This is a genomic window from Plantactinospora sp. WMMB334 (assembly GCF_049179095.1).
Classification (GTDB): domain Bacteria; phylum Actinomycetota; class Actinomycetes; order Mycobacteriales; family Micromonosporaceae; genus Plantactinospora.
Genome location: NZ_JBMHME010000002.1, coordinates 7941959 through 7961222 on the forward strand (window position 1 = coordinate 7941959; position 19264 = coordinate 7961222).

Annotated in this window: 15 protein-coding genes and 1 pseudogene; 9 read left to right on the forward strand and 7 right to left on the reverse strand. The window is 72.1% G+C overall.

Annotated elements, in window-relative coordinates; translation table 11 throughout:
* Positions 1-79: 79 nt before the first annotated feature.
* Complete coding sequence (locus tag ACN27G_RS34515; protein WP_421496817.1) at positions 80-2917, forward strand: ATP-binding protein; 2838 nt, start codon at positions 80-82, stop codon at positions 2915-2917.
* A 661-nt stretch (positions 2918-3578) separates the two neighbouring features.
* A complete protein-coding gene (locus tag ACN27G_RS34520; protein WP_421496818.1) occupies positions 3579-5252 on the forward strand; it encodes a S8 family serine peptidase in 1674 nt (557 codons plus the stop codon).
* A gap of 893 nt (positions 5253-6145) precedes the next feature.
* Here ACN27G_RS34520 and ACN27G_RS34525 read toward each other — a convergent pair.
* From ACN27G_RS34525 to ACN27G_RS34535, 3 genes are all read right to left on the reverse strand, one after another.
* Positions 6146-6697, reverse strand: a complete 552-nt coding sequence (locus ACN27G_RS34525) for a phospholipase (protein WP_421496819.1) — start codon at positions 6695-6697, stop codon at positions 6146-6148.
* A gap of 226 nt (positions 6698-6923) precedes the next feature.
* Positions 6924-8597 carry a glycoside hydrolase family 10 protein gene (locus tag ACN27G_RS34530; protein WP_421496820.1) on the reverse strand — a complete coding sequence of 558 codons (1674 nt, stop codon included), beginning with the start codon at positions 8595-8597 and terminating at the stop codon, positions 6924-6926.
* Between the two features lie 201 nt (positions 8598-8798).
* The gene (locus ACN27G_RS34535) at positions 8799-9041 is read right to left on the reverse strand and encodes a hypothetical protein (RefSeq protein ID WP_421496821.1); all 243 of its coding nucleotides are present in this window, start codon (positions 9039-9041) and stop codon (positions 8799-8801) included.
* Between the two features lie 287 nt (positions 9042-9328).
* Here ACN27G_RS34535 and ACN27G_RS34540 point away from each other — a divergent pair, with 287 nt between their 5' ends.
* Complete coding sequence (locus ACN27G_RS34540; RefSeq protein ID WP_421496822.1) at positions 9329-10360, forward strand: potassium channel family protein; 1032 nt, start codon at positions 9329-9331, stop codon at positions 10358-10360.
* 20 nt (positions 10361-10380) lie between these two features.
* On the opposite strand, the gene ACN27G_RS34545 is transcribed toward ACN27G_RS34540, so the two are convergent.
* Together ACN27G_RS34545 and ACN27G_RS34550 are read right to left on the reverse strand one after the other, a co-directional pair.
* Complete coding sequence (locus ACN27G_RS34545) at positions 10381-11415, reverse strand: 2-oxoacid:ferredoxin oxidoreductase subunit beta (protein ID WP_421496823.1); 1035 nt, start codon at positions 11413-11415, stop codon at positions 10381-10383.
* Entirely contained in the window at positions 11408-13255 is a 1848-nt protein-coding gene (locus tag ACN27G_RS34550; RefSeq protein WP_421496824.1) for a 2-oxoacid:acceptor oxidoreductase subunit alpha, read from the reverse strand. Before ACN27G_RS34550 ends, ACN27G_RS34545 begins: the two co-directional genes overlap by 8 nt.
* Before the next feature lie 282 nt (positions 13256-13537).
* Here ACN27G_RS34550 and ACN27G_RS34555 point away from each other — a divergent pair, with 282 nt between their 5' ends.
* Entirely contained in the window at positions 13538-13918 is a 381-nt protein-coding gene (locus tag ACN27G_RS34555; RefSeq protein WP_421496825.1) for an NADH-quinone oxidoreductase subunit A, read from the forward strand.
* 90 nt (positions 13919-14008) lie between these two features.
* On the opposite strand, the gene folP is transcribed toward ACN27G_RS34555, so the two are convergent.
* Positions 14009-14920, reverse strand: coding sequence for a dihydropteroate synthase (folP, locus tag ACN27G_RS34560; protein WP_421497583.1), 912 nt, complete (start codon positions 14918-14920; stop codon positions 14009-14011).
* A 238-nt stretch (positions 14921-15158) separates the two neighbouring features.
* Here folP and ACN27G_RS34565 point away from each other — a divergent pair.
* The 5 genes and pseudogenes from ACN27G_RS34565 to ACN27G_RS34585 form a co-directional block, all read left to right on the forward strand.
* A pseudogene (locus ACN27G_RS34565) lies at positions 15159-15513 on the forward strand (DivIVA domain-containing protein); the annotation flags it as partial.
* Positions 15514-16135: 622 nt separating this feature from the next.
* The gene (locus ACN27G_RS34570; RefSeq protein ID WP_421497584.1) at positions 16136-16573 is read left to right on the forward strand and encodes an SRPBCC family protein; all 438 of its coding nucleotides are present in this window, start codon (positions 16136-16138) and stop codon (positions 16571-16573) included.
* A gap of 17 nt (positions 16574-16590) precedes the next feature.
* Positions 16591-16770, forward strand: a complete 180-nt coding sequence (locus tag ACN27G_RS34575) for a hypothetical protein (RefSeq protein WP_421496826.1) — start codon at positions 16591-16593, stop codon at positions 16768-16770.
* The gene (locus ACN27G_RS34580) at positions 16767-17357 is read left to right on the forward strand and encodes a DNA-3-methyladenine glycosylase I (RefSeq protein ID WP_421496827.1); all 591 of its coding nucleotides are present in this window, start codon (positions 16767-16769) and stop codon (positions 17355-17357) included. The genes ACN27G_RS34575 and ACN27G_RS34580 overlap by 4 nt, the downstream gene beginning before the upstream one ends.
* Before the next feature lie 4 nt (positions 17358-17361).
* Positions 17362-17958: a hypothetical protein gene (locus tag ACN27G_RS34585; protein ID WP_421496828.1), complete on the forward strand. Its 597-nt coding sequence runs from the start codon at positions 17362-17364 to the stop codon at positions 17956-17958.
* Positions 17959-17995: 37 nt separating this feature from the next.
* Here the strand turns inward: ACN27G_RS34585 and ACN27G_RS34590 are convergent, their stop codons facing one another.
* Positions 17996-19246 carry a DUF1501 domain-containing protein gene (locus ACN27G_RS34590; RefSeq protein ID WP_421496829.1) on the reverse strand — a complete coding sequence of 417 codons (1251 nt, stop codon included), beginning with the start codon at positions 19244-19246 and terminating at the stop codon, positions 17996-17998.
* Between the last annotated feature and the right edge of the window lie 18 nt (positions 19247-19264).

Here is a 19264-nt window from a genome sequence, read left to right on the forward strand (position 1 = left end):
CCGTCCGTTTCTACGATGGGCCAACCCGTGAATATGCGGCAGCATGAACGCGACTTCCAGGGGGCGGGAGGTTCCACGCATGTCAGCACGGATCCACCTGCCGAGCGGGTTGGTGACATTCATGTTCACCGACATCGAGGGCTCCACCCGGCTTGCCCAGATGCTCGGTCCGGGCTACCGGCCGGTGCTCAGCGAGCACCGGCGGCTGCTCCGGGCGACCCTGGCCGCCAGCGACGGGACCGAACTATTCACCGAGGGAGACTCGTTCTTCGTCGCCTTCGGTGACGCCTCCTCCGCTCTCGACGCCTCGCTGGCCGCGCAACGCGCACTGGCCAACCACGACTGGCCGACGCCGGAGGCCACCCCCCGGGTCCGGATGGGCCTGCACACCGGGCACGCCGAACCGCGTGACGGCGAGTATGCCAGCGCCGAGGTGCACCGGGCCGCCCGGATCGCCGCCGCCGCGCACGGTGGCCAGGTGCTCTGCTCCGGAGCCACCGCCCGGCACGCCGCGCCGCTGCCGCCCGGCGCCTCCCTGCTCGATCTCGGCCTGCACCGGCTGCGCGGCTTCGACGACCGGGAACGCCTCTTCCAACTCGTCGCTCCCGGCCTGGAGCGCCAGTTCCCCCGCCCCCGGACCGCCGACGCCATCCCGCACAACCTGCCGACCCAGGTCACCTCGTTCGTCGGACGCAGGGCGGAACGCGACGAGCTGGACCTGCTCATCGACTCCCATCGCCTGGTGACGGTGGTCGGTGCCGGTGGTGCCGGCAAGACCCGGCTGGCGGTCGAGCTGGCCGGCGGGCTCGTCGAGTCGTACCCGGACGGGGTCTGGTTCGTCGACATCGCCACCGTGACCGACCCCGGGCTGGTCGCCTTCGCGGTGGCGGCGGTCCTCGGGCTGCGTCCCGAGCCCGGGCGGCCGATGCTGGAGACGCTCGTCGAGTTCGCCGCGCCCCGGCGGATGCTGGTCGTGCTCGACACCTGCGACGCACAGCCGGCCGCCTGCGCCGACGTGATCTCCCGGCTGCTCGCCGGCGGCAGCGGCGTACGGGTGCTGGCCACCAGCCGCGAGTCACTCGGGTTGCCCGGCGAGGTGATCTGGCGGATCCCGCCGCTCTCGGTCGAACCGGCGCCCGGCGGTGGTCCGAGCGAGGCGGTGACCCTGCTGCTCGACCGCACCACCGCGGCCCGGGGCGGGCGCCGGGCCGGTCCGGCCGAGTCTGCCGACCTGCAACGGGTGGTCACCCGGCTGGACGGGCTGCCGTTGGCGATCGAGCTCGCCGCCGCCCGGCTGCGGGTGCTCTCCGCCAGCCAGCTCGCCGAGCGCCTCGACGACGTGCTCGGCGCCCTCGACGCGGGCCGGGACGACGTGGAACCGATCCCGGCGGTGCCGGGCCGGAGTTGGAGCGCCAACCAGCAGGACACCGTGGACCTCGCGGCGGCGGCCCGGGGGGTGACGCCGCCGGCCGGTGCCCGGGCGGTGCAGCGCTCGGCCACCCAGCGGCACGTCACCATGCAGGCGACGGTCACCTGGTCGTACCGGACGCTCGGCCCCCGGGCGGCCCGGCTGCTGCGCTGGCTCGCGGTCTTCTCCGGCCCGGTCGACCTGGCCACCGTGGAGTGGCTGCTCAACGACGATCCGCTCGATCCACTGTCGGTGCTGGTCGACAAGTCGATGATCCAGGCGGAGCCGAACGTCTCCGGCAGCACCTACCGGATGCTCGACCCGATCCGGGCGTACGCGGCGCGCCGGCTGGTCGACGCGGGGGAGGAGCAGACCGCCCGGGACCGGCACGTGGCCTGGTCCCTGCACGCGCTGCAGCGGGCGTACCTCGGGCCGGACGACCGGCCCGTCACCCTCTCCCTCTACGCCCTCGACCCGCTCGCCGACGAACTGCGGGCCGCGCTGCGCTGGACGGTCACCGGCGGCAGCGCCCGGCAGGGGCTGCAACTGACCAGTGGGCTGGACGAGTGGTGGCGGGAGCGCGGGCTCGCCCGGGAGGGGCGGTTATGGCTGTTCCGGCTCTACGGCCGGATCGCCGAGACCGGTGAGCAGATCCCGGAGGCGGAGCTGGCGGCGGCGTACCACATGCACTCGCAGCATGCCGGCGCGGACGGTGAGTTCGCCGAGGAGCTGCGCTTCTCTCAGCGGGCCGAGTCGGCCGCCCGGCAGGCCGGCGACGCCGGCCTGCTGATCCGGGTACTCGCCGGCCGGGCCGCGCCGTTGATCGACATGGGACAGTTCGCCGAGGCCGAGCGGGTGTGCCGGGAGGTGATCGCCGAGGCCGAGGCGGAGGGCGTCACCGGTGACGCGCTGCTCGCCGTCTACAGCCTGGCCGAGCTGCTCTGGCGCCGGGACGCGCTGGACGAGGCGGCCGAGCTGCTCGGCGCGGCCCGGCCGGTGGAGGCGGCCCGGCCCACCGAGCGCGGCAAGCGCTCCGTCGACATGCTGCTCGGCATGGTGGCGCTGGCCCGGGGTGACCTGGTGGCCGCGCACGACCATCTGGTCGTGGCGCTGCGGTCCCGGATGAGCTACGGCTACCTGGCCCGGGCCTGCGACACGGTGAACGCGATCGCGGTGCGCTGTGCCGGCGGCGGTGACCCCAGGTCGGCCGCCCGGCTCTTCGGCGCGGCCCAGCTCACCCGGTCGGCGATGCGCTGCACCCCGGGCACCTTCGGGGCGTACTGGCTCCAGGAGCAGGCCACACTGCGGGCGCTGATGGGCGACGCGGCCTTCGACACCGCGTACGCGGCCGGCGCCGATCTGACCCTTGAGGAGGCGGCGGCCGTGGCGCTGGAGGTGGAGCACCCCGACCTCTCCGCCGACTCCATCCGGTTCACCCGGGTCGAGCCGCCGGCTCCGCGCCCCCGCCCCCGGCAGGCCGCCGATGCTCCTCGGGACGTGCTGGACTGACCCTCCGTCGCTGGACGCTTACCGTCGCTGGACGCTTACCGTCGCTGGACGCTTGCCCTCGCTGGACGCTTGCCCTCGCTGGACGCTTGCCCTCGCTGGACGCTTGCCCTCGCCGGGCGCTTGCCCTCGCCGGGCGCTTGCCCTCGCCGGGCGCTTGCCCTCGCCGGGCGCACTCCGTCGCCGGGCGCACTCCGTCGCCGGCCGCCTTACCGTCGCCGGGCGCGGTGACTCCGCGCCACCACCGGCCCTACTGACGCCCTTCCCGTCCTGCCCATCCTGGCGGCCGCGCCCGTCCTGCCCGTCCTGGCGGCCGCGCCCGCGCCGGCGACCGAATCGAGGGCTCGCCGCACGGCTCCGGACCGTCTTCCAGACCGCCACCGGCGTCGCCCAACTCGACGTCCCGGACGCCGCGCAGTTCGGTCCCGGCGGTTCCGGCGGTCGCGCAGCTCGCCGCACCCGTGGCCGGACAGCTCGCCGCCCCGGCTGGGCGTGTCGGCGCCCCGAGGGCTGTCGACAGGTTACGGGAGGTCCTCGCCTGAACACGGCAGGCACCGGCGTCGACTGTGCCAAAATGATCAAACACCGGAGTTGACTATTGCAAAGGCCCTCTTTGAGGTGAGAATCATCGTCGTGTTTCTCGACGATGAGAGGATCTTATGTCGTGAGTAGACGACTCACCGCCGGAGCCGCCGCGACCGCGGCCGCGCTGGCCTTCACGTTGACGGTACCGGTGACCCCGACCACCGCGGCACCGGCCGGCAGCAGAGAGTTCACCGTGGTGGCGGAGGACGGCGCTTCCGCAGCCGCAGCCGTCGACGCCATCGTCGCCGCCGGCGGATCGGTCGTGTCGCGGATCGACGACGTCGGCGTTTTCCGGGTTGTCAGCGACCAGCCCGACTTCGCGACAAAGGCCACGGCCGCCGGGGCCCTGATCGGGGCGGCGGAGCAGAAGGCGATCGGCCGCAAGCCCGTGCTGGACCGGGTGGAGCAGGAGAACCTGCTGGATCGCACCGGCGCGTCCCGGGGCGGCGCCGCCAGGCGCGGCGCCCGGATGGACCCCCTCGACGACAAGCTCTGGGGCCTGGAGATGATCCGGGCCGACAGGTCCCGCAAGATCGAGCCCGGCGACCGGGGCGTCACCGTCGGCGTGCTGGACACCGGCGTGGACGGTGGCCACCCCGACCTCGCCCCCCACTTCAGCTGGTCCCTCTCGCGCAACTTCGCCCCCGACCGGGAGGACGTCGACGGCCCGTGCGAGGTGTCGAGCTGCGTGGACCCGGTCGGCACCGACGACAACGGGCACGGCACGCACGTGGCCGGCACGATCGGCGCCGCCGCCAACGGCCTCGGCGTCTCGGGCATCGCACCCAAGGTGACCCTGGTCGAGCTGAAGGGCGGCCAGGACTCGGGCTACTTCTTCCTCGAACCGGTCGTCAACGCCCTGGTCTACGCGGGCAAGGCCGGGCTGGACGTGGTGAACATGTCCTTCTACGTCGACCCCTGGCTCTACAACTGCGTCGCCAACCCGGCCGATTCCCCGGCGGCCCAGGCGGAACAGCGGGCGATCATCAAGGCGATGCGACGCGCGCTGACCTATGCCCACAACCACGGCGTGACGCTGGTCGGCGCGCTCGGCAACAACCACGAGGACCTCGGGGCGCCGCGTACCGACACGAGTAGCCCGGACTACGGCGCCGACCCGTACCCCCGGCCGATCGACAACGACAGCTGCTGGGACCTGCCGGTGGAGGGCCCGCACGTGATCGGGGTGTCGGCGCTGGGGCCGTCGGGCCGCAAGTCCGACTTCTCCAACTACGGCACCGAGCAGATCTCGGTCGCCGCGCCGGGCGGCTGGTACCGCGACGGGCTGGGCACCGACAGCTTCCAGACCGACGCGAACATGATTCTCTCCACGTACCCGCTGCACGTCCTCCAGGAGGAGGGGTCGGTCGACGAGGACGGCAACATCCTGCCGGAGGCCGAGGGCGCCGTCTTCAAGGACTGCCGGCGCAACGGTGAGTGCGGTTACTACACCTACCTGCAGGGCACCTCGATGGCGTCGCCGCACGCCGCCGGTGTGGCCGCGCTGATCGTCAGCAGGTATGGCAAGCCCGACCGTGGACGCGGCGGGTTGACCCTGGCACCGGACCGGGTGGAGCAGCACCTCTACCGGACGGCCAGCGAGCGTGCCTGCCCGACGCCGCGCCTCGTCAGCTACACCGACGTGGGCCGGCCGGCGGAGTTCGACGCCTTCTGCGCGGGCGGGCGCAACTTCAACGGCTTCTACGGGCACGGCATCATCGACGCGTACGCGGCGGTGACGAAGCCGCTGTAGGCAGGCGGCCCGCGGTAATCGGCACCACCTGAGGCGGGAGCCGGCCCTGGCTGGCCGGCTCCCGCAGAACGACGAGCAGCCAGATCTTGACGACTTGTTGCGCCTGGAACGACAACAGATCGTCAAGATCTACCTGGGAGCGCGTCGGTGTTGTGGATGGGTTCATCGGATTCGGGTTACTTGGCGACACCGCCACGGTCCTCTGCTGCGGTGGCCCCGCCCCATTCCCGGCCAGACGAGCACGGCCATCGACGGGCAGGCGACGACCTGCAACCTGCTCGGGCGGTCGATGGTAAGGCGCCGGGGGATCCGGGATCGGGTCATTCGGATGCCGAGCGCGCGATGATCGCGGTTCCGCCGGAGCGCCGGCCGGCTTTCGTCGGTCCGGCCCTCGTCGGTCCGGCTGCCGTGCCCCCTCAGTGACCTGCGTCAGTGGTCGGGTCAGCGGCCTGTGCGTCGGGCCGGGTGCACAAGCGGGGCAGCTCGACAGCGTCGTTCGGAAGCACCAGCGGCCGACCGGCCCGCCCGATCGCCACATCCACCGCGCCGGCCGATCTGGCTCTGCCGGGCCTGTGTGGCGGAATGGCCGTGTCTCACCGCCCGCACCCTGCTGGTCATCGAGTACGTCGTGGACCCGGTCGGTCTGTCGGTCCACCTCGCCACCATGCTGCAGGCGGCAATGGCGGATCACCGACAACTCGGTCCTGAGCCCGGTCCCGGCCCGGCGAGGATGTATGCGAGGTTCCTCGGCCGGGCGAAACCGCGCCTCGACATCGCCCGGAACCAGCTCGACATCGCCCGGAACCAGCTCGGCATCGCCCGGAACCAGCTCGGGACCGGCGCCGACGGCAATCGGCGCCGGTCCCGACCGGATCAGATCCGCGACGGGCGGATCAGCGGAGGCTCACCCCGGCCGCCGCAGCACGACGCTCGCCGTCGGCCTTGAGCTTGGCGGCCTTGTCCAGGTCCGCCTGGGCGACGACCACCGAGCCGAAGATGCGCACCGCCTGGTAGTAGGTCCAGGCCAGGCTGTAGCAGGCCGGGCGGACAAACACGTTGTACGTCGCGCAGGACCGCTGCAGGTCCTCGTAGAACGCGCTGTCCAGGCGAGACTTGTTCGGGTCGAACTGGCCCATCTCCTTGTAGTTGCGGTAGCCGAAGTCGTGGCGGTAGCAGGAAAGCTCGAAGTTGAACCCGAGCGGGTTGTCCGGGCTGGACGAGCAGTAGTCGGTGCTCCAGTTGAAGGCGTACTCGGCCCAGGCACCCTGGTTGGTGCGGGCGGAGTTCCAGGAGTTGTAGCTGCTGGCGCTGGTCTGGGTCCAGCTCGACAGCACGGAGAGCTTCTGCGCGGGGGTCACCGCGGCCGAGGCGGGCGCGGCGAAGCCGAGGAGCACCAGTACGGCGAACGTGCCGGCGGTCAGGGTGGTCAGCAGGCGACGGGACAAGGCGGTTACCTCCGGAGGAGAGGGCTCCCTTGTGGGGCGGCCCGGGGCGGGACGGAGCAGGTCACCGGGTAGGTGATCTACGTAGTGACCAGTCTCGGGGAATCGTCGCCTGCCGATCTCTATCCGACCTTTATTTTCGTTGACAGACGCCAGAACAGGCGAAAGCTCCGAGGTGGCGTACCCCCTCGGAGCCTTCGCGGTGATCAGCGCCGGCCGGTCCCGGTCGTCAGCGTAGGACGAACCACGGCGGGCTCGGCGGGCTCTCGTTGGCCAGCCGGTCGAGCGCGGTCACGTGGTAGCTGTAGCGCCGGCCGGGCTCGGCGGTGACGTCCAGCCAGGACTGCACCGAGCTTCCGGTCGTCCGGACGGTGCCGACCAGGTTGCCGGCGTCGGCGTAGCCGCATGCGCCGGGGAGGTCGATCCCGTCGAAGCGGTAGATCGCGTACGAGGTCGCCCGGCCGAACGGCCCGATCCCGTCGACCGGCTGCCGCCAGCGCAGCTTCACCCCGTCGGCCTGCCGGGTGGCGCCGGTCAGCACCGGGAACATCAGCGGCTTCGCCGGGAGGTGCGGCATGGTCGGGATCAGCGCGGGCCGGGAGTAGTGCTCGGCCGCGTAGAGATCGGTGGCGCCGAGCTTGTTCGCCCGGACCTGCACCGCGCTGAAGTGGATGTTGCCGTCCACCTCTGGATGGTCCCGGTTGAAGGTGAGGTGCTTCGACATCTCGGCCGGGTCCTGCCATGGCGCCGGCTGCGCCGGGTCGCCGATCTTGTAGTCGGCCTGCCCGATGTAGAGCTGCACCCGGGTGCCGGCGACCACCTCCGACCACCACGGCACCAGCTTGGCGTAGTCGGCCACCGTGAAGCCGATGTTCCAGTAGACCTGCGGCACGATGTAGTCGATCCACTCCTCCTTCACCCACCTGCGGGTGTCGGCGAAGTTGGCGTCGTACGACTGGGTGCCGTTGGTCTCCGAGCCGAGCGGATCGGCGGCGGCGTTGCGCCAGATGCCGAAGGGGCTGATCCCGAACTTCACCCAGGGCTTGACCGCCTTGATCCGCTGGCCCATCTCCTGGACGAGCAGGTCGATGTTGTGCCGCCGCCAGTCGGCCTTGCTGGCGAAGCCGGCGCCGTACCGCTCGAAGGTGGCCTGGTCGGCGAAGTCCTGCCCGGCCGCCGGATAGGGGTAGAAGTAGTCGTCGAAGTGGACTCCGTCGATGTCGTAGCGGCGGACCGCGTCGAGCATGGCGGTCTGGACGAACTGGCGTACCTCCGGGATGCCCGGGTTGTAGTAGAGCCGCGACCCGGCCGCGTTGACCGGGTAGGCGACCGCCCACTCCGGGTGCTCGCGCACCGGGTGTCCCGGGGCCAGCTTGCCGATGTCGGCGCCGGCACCGTCGGGCATGGAGATCCGGTACGGGTTGAACCAGGCGTGGAACTCCAGGTTCCGCCGGTGTGCCTCGGTGACCAGGTACGCCAGCGGGTCCCAGCCCGGATCCTGGCCCCGTGTCCCGGTCAGGTACTCCGACCACGGCTCGTACGGCGACGGCCAGAACGCGTCGGCGGTCGGCCGGACCTGCACGACCACGGCATTGTGGTGGAGCCGCTGGGCCAGGTCGAGCCAGCCGCGGTACTCCGCCTGCTGCGCCGCGATCCGGTCCGGTGCGGTGTACGACGCCCTGGTCGGCCAGTCGATGTTGACCACGCTGGCGATCCACATCGCCCGGAACTGTCGCTTCGGGGTGGCGGCGTCGGTCGCGCAGCCGGTGCCGGCGGACATGGTGGTCAATGCGGACGGAGCCGTGGCTGTGGCTGTGGGCGTGGCGTTCGCGGGTGTGGCGGCGACGAGCGAACCGAGCAGCGCTACGGCCAGCCCGGTGGCTGCGAGCCGATATGGCTTCATGCGGTGCGTCCCTTCGTTGGGCTCCCCGGGGTGGGGATGGGCGCGGCGGCGCACTGCCGGCGCTTTATACCGACACGCATATACCGCTGGAAGGAAATTTTCACACCGGCGCACGGGGCGCAAGCCGTCGATCGACCATCGGCGTTGGGCCGTACGGTCCCCCGGGACTTCACCGGGCCCGGGTTGCCTGGTCGCGCCCGTTCAGCCGGCCTCCACCAACGCGGCGACCCGGACCAGTGCCTCGATCCGGCCCTGTGCCGCGCCGTCGGCGTCGAGTCGTTCGCCGACGATCCAGACCCACTCCTCCCGGTAGTAGTGGGAGATGTCGTGCCGGACCTGCTCCACCCGGAGCCGGAGCGGCTGCCCACCGTACCGCCAGTCCTCCTTGCGCAGCTCGAGTACGGTGCCGGCGGCCAGATGGGGGAGAGCGGGCAGCGTGGTCACGGCACCTCCGGGCGGCGTCGGGCTCTGTCGAACGCGGCGGTCGGTGGGCGAATGACCGCATCTGACGTCACAGCGTGCTAATTCGGCGGTACCCAGCGCAACGCATCTAAGCAAAATTTCAGCTCGATGCATGCCCGGGCGCCGGCCCGCATCCCGGCGTCGCGCCGGTGGTTCCGCCGCTGGTCGGAACGGACCGCCCCCGATACGGTCGGCCGGCCGACCCGGTGCGATGATCCGCGCTATGTTGTGGGCGTGCGGGCGGGGGTAGCGATGAGGCAGGGTGGGCAATGATCCACTTTCCCGCCATCCACCGGGGCCCGCTGCGGGCACTGGGCCAGCGGGTGGCGGCCGCGATCGGCCTCGTGCTGTTGATCGTCGTCGTGGTCTACTCCGACCGGGACGGCTATCGTGACCTCAACGAGGACGGGATCACCCTCCTCGACTCCTTCTACTACGCGGTGGTCTCCCTCTCCACCACCGGGTACGGCGACATCACGCCGGTGACCGAGGGTGCTCGGCTGGTCAACGTCCTGGTGGTCACCCCGGCCCGGGTGCTCTTCCTGATCATCCTGGTCGGCACCACCCTGGAAGTCCTGACCGAGCAGTACCGCACCAACCTCCGCTTGACGCGGTGGAGGAGGACCGTGAAGGACCACGTCATCATCTGCGGCTACGGCACCAAGGGCCGCAGCGCGATCTCCGCACTTCTCGAGACCGGCTTCGAGAAACGGCGGATCCTCGTCGTCGAGCGCAACCCGGCGGCGGTCCGGCAGGCCACCTCGGCCGGCCTGGTGGTGGTCGAGGGGAACGCGACCCGGTCGTCCACGCTGAACGAGGCGCACGTCCGGCACGCCAAGTCCGTGATCATCGCCACCGACAGCGACGAGGTCTCGGTGCTGGTCACGCTCACCGTCCGGCAGCTCACCGCCGGCCAGGTCCGGATCATCGCCGCCGCCCGCGAGGCCGAGAACGCGCCGCTGCTGAGGCAGAGCGGGGCGCACCACGTCATCGTCTCGTCGTCCACCGCCGGCCGGCTGCTCGGCGTCTCCACCTCGGCCCCGCCGCTGATCGACGTGGTGGAGGACCTGCTCACCCCCGGGCAGGGAATGGCGCTGGCGATGCGCTCGGCCACCCGCGACGAGGTCGGCGTCTCGCCCCGCAAACTGGAGTCACTGGTCATCGCCCTGGTCCGGCGGGGCAAGGTGGTCTCGCTCTCCGACCAGGCGGCCACCGCCATCGAGACCGGCGACATGCTGGTCTACGTCCGCGACGACCGCGCCGCCAGCAGCCCCGTCAGCCCCGCTGACCAGAACCGCTGACGGCTCTCCCGCAGGTCAGCTCAGAGGATGGTCCAGGTGTCGCCGCTGTTGAGCAGGGTGGCGAGCTGCTCCTCCGGGGTGCCGGTGGTCCTGGCCCGGGCGGTGCTGACCTGCTCCTGCACGATGCTGTCGTAGGAGGGGCGCCGCACGTTCCGGAATATCCCGATCGGGGTGTTGCGCAGGTCGAAGCCGGGCAGCCGGGAGAGTGCGAAGGCGTACGCCGGCTCGGTCACCGTGGCGTCGTGCACCACGATCTCCTCCGCCGGCACGGAGGCGGTCTCCCGTACCTCCAGCCCGAACCCGCCCGGCGGATGGACGACGCAGAACTGCCCCGCCGAGCCGAAGGTAATCGGCTGGCCGTGCTCCAGCCGGATCAGGTAGTCGTCCCGGGTGGCCGGATCCTTCAGCTCGTCGAAGGCGCCGTCGTTGAAGATGTTGCAGTTCTGGTAGATCTCCACGAACGCCGAGCCCTCGTGCTCGGCGGCGGCCCGCAACACCGACTGGAGATGCTTGCGGTCCGAGTCGATGGTCCGGGCCACGAAGGTCGCCTCGGCGCCGAGGGCCAGCGAGAGCGGGTTGAAGGGGGCGTCCGCCGAGCCGAGCGGCGTCGACTTGGTGATCTTACCGACCTCGGAGGTGGGGGAATACTGCCCCTTGGTCAGCCCGTAGATCCGGTTGTTGAAGAGCAGGATCTTGAGGTTGACATTCCGGCGCAGCGCGTGGATCAGGTGGTTGCCGCCGATCGACAGCGCGTCACCGTCCCCGGTCACCACCCAGACCGACAGGTCCGGCCGGGAGGCCGACAGCCCGGTGGCGATCGCCGGAGCCCGCCCATGGATCGAGTGCATGCCGTACGTGTTCATGTAGTACGGGAAGCGCGACGAGCAGCCGATGCCGGAGACGAAGACGATCCGCTCCCGGGGGATCCGCAACTCGGGCATGAACGACTGGACGGCGGCGAGGATCGCGTAGTCGCCGCAGCCGGGGCACCAGCGCACCTCCTGGTCGGACTTGAAGTCCCTGGTGGTGAGCTTGAGGGCGACGGGCTCAGGCATTCTTGACTACCTCTTCCAGCATGGTCTCCAGCTCCGTCGCGGTGAACGGCAGACCCCGCACCTGGTTGTATCCGATCGCGTCGACCAGATAGCGGGCCCGGATCACGTGGGCGAGCTGGCCGAGGTTCATCTCCGGGATCACCACCCGCTCGTAGCGGGCCAGCACCTCGCCGAGATTCGCCGGCAGCGGCGCCAGGTGCCGCAGGTGCGCCTGGGCCACCGGCAGGCCGCGCTGGCGCAGCCCACGGCAGGCCGCGCCGATCGGCCCGTACGTCGAACCCCAGCCGAGCACCAGCACCCGGGCGTCCGAGTCGGGATCCTCCACCTCGACGTCCGGCACCGTGATCGCCTCGATCCGGGCCGCCCGGGTCCGGACCATGAAGTCGTGGTTGGCCGGGTCGTACGAGATGTCACCGGTCCTGTCGGCTTTTTCCAGGCCGCCGATCCGGTGCTCCAGCCCTGGCGTGCCGGGGATGGCCCACGGCCGGGCCAGTGTCGCCGGGTCGCGCAGGTAGGGCAGGAAGGTCCTGCCGTCGTCGCCGTTCGGCTCGGTGGCGAACTCGACCCGCAGGTCCGGCAGGGAGTCGACCTCCGGCAGCAGCCACGGCTCGGAGCCGTTCGCCACGTAGTTGTCGGAGAGCAGGATCACCGGGGTGCGGTGGGTCAGCGCGATCCGCGCTGCCTCCAGGGCGGCGTGGAAGCAGTCCGACGGCGAGCGCGGGGCGACCACCGCGACCGGCGCCTCGCCGTGCCGGCCGAAAAGCGCCATGTTCAGGTCGGCCTGCTCGGTCTTGGTCGGCATCCCCGTCGACGGCCCGGCCCGCTGCACGTCGACGATGACCAGCGGCAGCTCCAGGGCCACGGCCAGCGAGATCGTCTCACCCTTCAGCGCCACGCCGGGGCCGGAGGTGGTGGTGACGCCGAGCGCACCGCCGTACGACGCGCCGAGCGCCGCCCCGATCGCCGCGATCTCGTCCTCGGCCTGCATCGTGGTGACGCCGAACCGCTTGTGCTTGCTCAGCTCGTGCAGGATGTCCGAGGCCGGGGTGATCGGGTAGGCACCCAGAAAGACCGGCAGCCCGGAGCGGACACCGGCGGCCACCAGGCCGAGCGAGAGGGCGGCGTTGCCGGTGATGTTCCGGTAGGTGCCGGGGCTCATCTTCGCCGGCTTGACCTCGTAGCGGACCCCGAAGTCCTCGGTGGTCTCGCCGAAGTTCCAGCCGGCCTTGAACGCCGCCGTGTTCGCCGCGACCAGCTCCGGCCGGGCCGCGAACTTGCGCTCCAGGAAGGCGATCGTCGACGCGTACGGCCGGGAGTACATCCAGGAGAGCAGGCCGAGCGCGAACATGTTCTTGGCCCGCTCGGCGTCCTTCTTCGAGACCTCGAGTTCGGCGAGCGCGCCGACCGTCATCGAGGTGAGCGCCACCGGATGCAGCACGTAGCCGTCCAGCGAACCGTCGTCGAGCGGGCTGACCTGGTAGCCCACCTTGGCGAGGTTGCGCCTGGTGAACTCGTCCGTGTTGACGATGATGTCGGCCCCGCGCGGCAGGTCGGCCAGGTTGGCCTTGAGCGCGGCCGGGTTCATCGCGACCAGCACGTTGGGGGCGTCGCCCGGGGTCAGGATGTCGTAGTCCGCGAAATGCACCTGGAAGCTCGACACCCCGGGCAGGGTGCCGGCCGGCGCGCGGATCTCGGCCGGGAAGTTGGGGAGCGTCGAAATGTCGTTGCCCAGTTGAGCGGTTTCCGAGGTGAACCGGTCGCCGGTGAGCTGCATGCCGTCACCGGAGTCGCCGGCGAAGCGGATGACCACCCGATCCAGTTGTTGGACCTGCTTGCTCACTGCTGCACCTCGCTTCGCTCGGCCCGATCGGACGGGTCGAGCTCAGGGGTGACCTCGCCGTGCTCGGTCACGTCTCCTCCTTGAGCGCCGGTGGCGGGTCGGCGGTGGTGACGAGGGGCCGGACCCGCTCCAGTCCTTCATCCCAGAGCCTACGTCGGTCGTTAGGTGATCCTTGCTGAAGGTCCGTCACATGGGACGCTGCAATGGGCTGATTGGTCCGCTTTCGTCCGGCCCCGGCAGTGGTGTCGTTATCCAGATCACCGGGGCGGTAGGCTGCCGTACGTGACCGGATACCTCGGGTCGTACGCGACGCTGGGGCTGCTGCTGCTCGCCAGCGTACTGGTCTTCGTCGGGGCGTTCGCCGCCAATCGGGTGCTCCGGCCCGCCCGCCCGGCGGACCCGCCCGGCAAGCGCGCCAACTACGAGTGCGGGCTGGACCCGGTCGGCAGCGACTGGGCACAAATGCAGATCCGCTACTACGTCTACGCCTACCTCTACGTCCTCTTCGCGGTCGAGGCGGTCTTCCTCTTCCCCTGGGCCGTGGTCTTCGACCGGCCCGGATTCGGTCTGGTCACCGTCGCCGAGATGGCCGTCTTCGTCGCCGTGCTCGCCCTCGGCATCCTCTACGCCTGGCGGAAGAACATCCTCCGCTGGACCCCGTAAGGAAGGGCCCCCGCTTATCGTTTTCTGTTGTAGCGGGGGCCCTTCCTAACCGCTGGGCAGCGCCGGGCCGGGGGCGCGCGGGGCGGCTAGCTAGGCCAGGCCGCGGCGGGACAGTGCGGGCGGGCGGTCGCCCCGGATCGAGGCGACCATGTCCAGCAGGCGCCGGGTCGGGCGTACCTGGTGGGCCCGGAAGACCCGGGCGCCGAGCCAGGCCGAGACGGCGGTGGCCGCCAGGGTGCCCTCCAGCCGCTGGTCGAGCGGCAGGTCGAGGGTCTCTCCGATGAAGTCCTTGTTGGAGAGGGCCACCAGTACCGGCCAGCCGGTGCCGGTCAGCTCGTCGAGCCGACGGGTGATCTCCAGCGAGTGGCGGGTGTTCTTGCCGAAGTCGTGCGCGGGGTCGATCAGGATGCCGTCGGGGCGTACCCCGAGCCGGACCGCGCGGTCGGCGAGCCCGATGACCGTCCCGACCACGTCGGCCAGCAGATCCGGAAACGCCGCCCGGTGCGGTCTGGTACGCGGCGTCAGCCCACCGGCGTGCGAGCAGACCAGCCCCGCCCCGGCCGCGGCGGCCACCTCGGCCAGCGCCGGGTCGGCGCCGGACCAGGTGTCGTTGAGCAGGTCCGCCCCGGCCGCGACCGCCTCGACGGCGACCTCGGCCCGCCAGGTGTCGATCGAGATCACCACGTCGGGGAAGGCGGCCCGGACGGCGGCGATGGTGCCGACGGTACGCCGGATCTCCTCTGCCACGTCCACCTCGTCGCCGGGCCCGGCCTTGACGCCACCGATGTCGATGATCTCCGCACCCTCGGTGACCGCCCGCTCGACGGCCCGCAGGGCGCTGTCGGCCGCGAAGGTCACGCCGCGGTCGAAGAACGAGTCCGGGGTACGGTTCACGATCGCCATCACGGCGAGGTCGCCGGGGGCGAACCTGCGCCGACCGAGTCGAAGCGCGTCCCGGCCGGGTCGAAGCGCGTCCCGGCCGGGTCGAAGCGACTCCGCCATCCACTCCTCCTCCGCCATCCGCGTCTCCTGCGCCGTGCCCGCGTCTCCTGCGCCGTGCCCGCGTCTCCTGCGCCGTGCCCGCGTCCTCTCCGCCGTGCCGCGCCGATCACGCTAACCGGGGGCGGTCCCCGGAAGCGGGCCGGGTGGTGAACCGGCCCGCAGGGTTTCATGACTGTCGAAGAATGACGACCGGGGTGGCGGGGTCGCCCGGCCCGGCTCGTCGTGCCACCATCGGCGGATGGGTCAGGTTCTGCTCCTCTTGGTCGTGGCGCTCACCGTCGCGGCAGTGGTCTTCGGCGTGACGGTGCTGGTGACCGGTTCCGATTCGGGGTTGGGCACAGCCGAGCCGGACGGTCGGGCGGTGCCGCTGCCCGGCAACCGGCCGCTGCTGGAGACGGATGTCGGGCAGGTGCGGTTCGACACGGCCCTGCGGGGCTACCGGATGGCCCAGGTCGACCAGGCGTTGCGGCGCACGGCGTACGACATCGGCTACAAGGACGAGTTGATCGGGGTGCTCCAGGCGGAGGTCACCGCGCTGCGGGAGGGTCGGACTGACGACGCCGACGTGCTCCGCCGGGCGCGCGAGGCGGCTCTCGTACCGGTCGGATCGGCCACCGCCGCGCCGGACGGTGCGCTTGACGGTCCCTCCGCCCGGACCCTGGTGGCCGAGGAGGCGACCCGCGGCTCGCAGGCGCAGCCCGTGCCGGGACCCGAGCCCGTGCTGGCGCCGGAGCCCAGGGTCGCACCGGTGCAGCCCGCCGCAGCTCCGGTGGACGAGGCCGCCGTGCCGGAGCGGGTCGAAGAGGATCGGGCGCCGGAGCGGGTCGAGGAGGAGCCGGCGGCGGAACGGTCGCAGGAACAGGTGGCGGTACGGGGCGAGGAGCGGACGGGCGGCGGCGAGCCGGCGGCGGACCGGCCGGCCCGGGCCGGTGGATCGGTGATCGAGGCGGAGGACGGCGAGTTCGCCACGCCGGCCGAAGAGCCTGCCGAGTCGAAGCCCTCGCGCGTGCCGAACGGGTCCGGTGCGCCGGCAGGGCAGGGTGCGCCGGCAGGGCAGGGTGGACCGGCGGAGCAGCCGGAGCGGGCGTGAGCGCCGACGATCGGAGCGGCCCGGATCCGGCGGAGCGGGGCGCTCCGGAGCCGTCGGCGCAGAGTGGCCCGGATCCGGACGGCGCCGAAGGGCTCCGGGCGGCTGCCCAGCCCGGCGCCGGCGAGGTGACCGCCACAGTCATCGTCGCAGCCCCCGCGCCCCGGGTCTTCGCCGCGTTGACCGCGTGGGAGCGGCAGGGCGAGTGGATCCCGTTCACCCGGGTCCGGTTGGTCGAGGGTGACGGTGGCGAGGGCAGCCTGGTGGAGGCGGTCACCACGGTCGGGCCGGCCGTGCTCCGCGACGAGATGCGGGTGGTCCGGATGGACCCGCCGTACGAGGTGCGCGTGGTGCACTGCGGGCACCTGTTGCGCGGCCCGGGAGTGCTGCGCTGCACCCAGATGGACCGGGACCGTACCCAGGTCGTGTGGCACGAGTGGTTCCACCTGCCCGGTGGACCGGCCGGCCGGGTCGCCTGGCCGGTGCTCTGGCCGGGGTCCAAGTTCGGACTCAGCCAGGCGCTCAAGCGGTTCGCCCGGCTGGTCGAGCGCGGCCGGCTGCCCTGAGCCGCCGCCGGGACCTGATGGACCGCCGGGACCTGATGGACCGCCGGGACCTGATGGACCGCCGGGACCTGATGGACCGCCGGGACCTGATGGACCGCCGGGACCTGATGGACCGCCGGGACCTGACCGACCGCCGGGACCGGTGGTGCCGCTCACCGGCAGGTTGTCGGGCGGTTGGCCTACCGTTGGTGCCGTGACTGATCTGGTGACCGGGGTCGACGGGCTGCCCCGCTGCGGCTGGGGAGCGAGCACGCCCGACTATGCCGCCTACCACGACGAGGAGTGGGGCCGGCCGCTGCACGGCGACGACGCGCTCTACGAGCGGCTCACCCTGGAGGCGTTCCAGTCCGGGCTCTCCTGGCTGACGATCCTGCGGAAGCGGCCGGCGTTCCGGCTCGCCTTCGACGGGTTCCACCTGGAGGCCGTGGCCGGCTACGGCGACGCCGATGTCACCCGGCTGATGGCCGACGCCGGGATCGTCCGCAACCGGGCCAAGATCGATGCCGCGATCGCCAACGCCCGGGCAGCGCTCGACCTGCCGGACGGGCTGGCGGCGCTGCTCTGGTCGTTCGCCCCGGCCGCCCGGCCGGCCCGCCCCCGGTCCTTCGCGGAGGTGCCCGCCGTCACGGCGGAGTCGGTGGCGATGGCCAAGGCGCTCAAGAAGCGCGGCTTCCGCTTCGTCGGCCCCACCACGGCATATGCGCTCATGCAGGCGACCGGCATGGTCGACGACCACCTCGCCGGCTGCCACGTGAAGCCGCCCGCCGCCGCCGTGATGGGATAGCGGCATGAGCGCAGCGGGTTCGGCCAGGACGTGGGCAGTCGTCATTCCGGGCGAGCGATTCGAGGCCGAGCGGCTCTTCCACCACGACACCCTGGAGCTGACCGGGCTGGGCGGTGGGCTCCGGCCCGGACCGGGCGATCCGGTCCTTGTCGTCCGGGACGAGGAGCCACCGCTGGTGGTGGCGCTGGGCCGGGTGCTCGACGCCGACGGCGTGGAGGAGCGGGATCCGGACGATCCGCAGTCCGGCCAGGAGGAGGCGGCCGCGCTCGCGCTGACGTACACCCGGCAGGTCTTCGACGCGCCGGTCCCGGCCGACCGGCTCGCTGTGGTCGGCCCGGTCACCCCGGTCGACCCGGCGCTCTACCAGGAGCTGGCCGGGCGGGTCGGGCCGGCGCCGGACCGGCGTAACTTCCTGGTCAGCCTGTACCTGCCGATCGAGGCGGCGTCACCGTCCGAGGCGGTCCGGCTCTTCTGGTCGTACGTCCAGGAGCTGGGCCCCCGAGAGCTGCCCGCCTTTGTCGCGCCCTCCGGCGACGAGCTGGCGATGCGGGCGTTCGTGCTCGGCGCCGAGGCCAACCAGGATCCGGAGGAGGACGACTGACCCGGAGAGGACGCCTGACCCGGACCGGCGCGTACGGTCAGGTCAGCACTCCGGTGAGCCGGCCCTTCCAGCCGGCCAGCACCTTCCCCGGGTCGGTGTCGAGCACCCGCTCCAGCATGATGGCGTAGACGTCCCGGAAGTCGGTGGTGAACCGCAGGTCGCCGTCGTCGAGGTCGGTCAGGCTCGGCGGTTCGCCGTGCAGCCCACCCCGGACGCCGGCACCGAGCAGGAAGACGTCCGAGGCGGTGCCGTGGTCGGTGCCGTCCGAGGCGTTGGCCCTGACCCGGCGGCCGAACTCGGAATAGACCGCGACCACCACCCTGCGGCCGGCCTCGGTGCCGGCCATCCGGTCGACGAAGCCGGTCAGCGCCTTGTCCACCTGGCCGAGCAGCACCGCCTGGAGTTGCTTCTCGTCGGCGTGGGTGTCGAAGCCGCCGAGCGAGACCGAGAAGACCCGGCTCGACACCCCGGCCTCGACGCACTGCGCGACCAGGTCCAGTTGGGCGGCGAGGGAACTGCGTGCGCCACCGGTGGCGGTCGCCGGAGGCTGCTCGTCGCCGCCCGGGTCGGCCTCCTCGGCCGCGGCGGCGGCGTCGCGTACCTCGGTGATCATGGCATCGACGGCGCGCAGGTCGGCGAAGCAGGCGGCGGCCCGGGCCTGGCCGGCCGGCTCGCCGGGCTCCGGCACGGCGAGCCTGGCCAGGATCGGGTCGCCGACCGGGCGCCGGGCCTTCCGCCCGGCCACCGGCACGGCCGCGCCCGCGCTGGAGGCGCCGGCCAGCAGCGGCGGGAGCGTCGGCTCGAAGGAGACCGCGAGCCGGGGGTCGCCGCCCACCCCGTCCAGCCAGCGGCCGAGCCAGCCGGTCTGCTCGGGCCGGTCGGGGCGGGCGGTCTGCCAGATGTCCATCGACCGGAAGTGGCTGCGGTCGGGTGTCGGGTATCCGACACCGCGCACGATCGCCAGCCGGCCGTCGCCGAAGAGCCGGTGCAGCCCGGCCAGTGCCGGGTTCAGCCCGACCCGCTCGTCCAGCCGCTTCACCTCCTCGGCCGAGTACGCCAGCTCGGGGCGGGCGTCCTGGTAGGCCGGGTCGGCGTACGGGACGACGGTGTTGAGCCCGTCGTTGCCGCCGTAGAGGGTGACCAGGACCAGGGTACGGGCCTGCGGGTCCCGGTCACCGGCCGTGGCGAGCAGGTCGGACAGGCCGTACGCGCCGGCACCGGCCGCGAGCGCGCCCGCTCCGGTCACGCCGCTCGCGATCAGGAACCTGCGTCGGGTGAGGATGTCCATCGTCTCGTCGCCTCCTCG

Bases quoted from the DNA above. Each gene is read 5' to 3' on its own strand.
- folP (WP_421497583.1), bottom strand. From the start codon at position 14,920: ATGGCGGAGTCGCTTCGACCCGGCCGGGACGCGCTTCGACCCGGCCGG.
- ACN27G_RS34585 (WP_421496828.1), top strand. From the start codon at position 17,362: ATGAGCGCAGCGGGTTCGGCCAGGACGTGGGCAGTCGTCATTCCGGGC.
- ACN27G_RS34545 (WP_421496823.1), bottom strand. From the start codon at position 11,415: ATGCCTGAGCCCGTCGCCCTCAAGCTCACCACCAGGGACTTCAAGTCC.
- ACN27G_RS34575 (WP_421496826.1), top strand. From the start codon at position 16,591: ATGGACCGCCGGGACCTGATGGACCGCCGGGACCTGATGGACCGCCGG.
- ACN27G_RS34530 (WP_421496820.1), bottom strand. From the start codon at position 8,597: ATGAAGCCATATCGGCTCGCAGCCACCGGGCTGGCCGTAGCGCTGCTC.
- ACN27G_RS34515 (WP_421496817.1), top strand. From the start codon at position 80: ATGTCAGCACGGATCCACCTGCCGAGCGGGTTGGTGACATTCATGTTC.
- ACN27G_RS34540 (WP_421496822.1), top strand. From the start codon at position 9,329: ATGATCCACTTTCCCGCCATCCACCGGGGCCCGCTGCGGGCACTGGGC.
- ACN27G_RS34590 (WP_421496829.1), bottom strand. From the start codon at position 19,246: ATGGACATCCTCACCCGACGCAGGTTCCTGATCGCGAGCGGCGTGACC.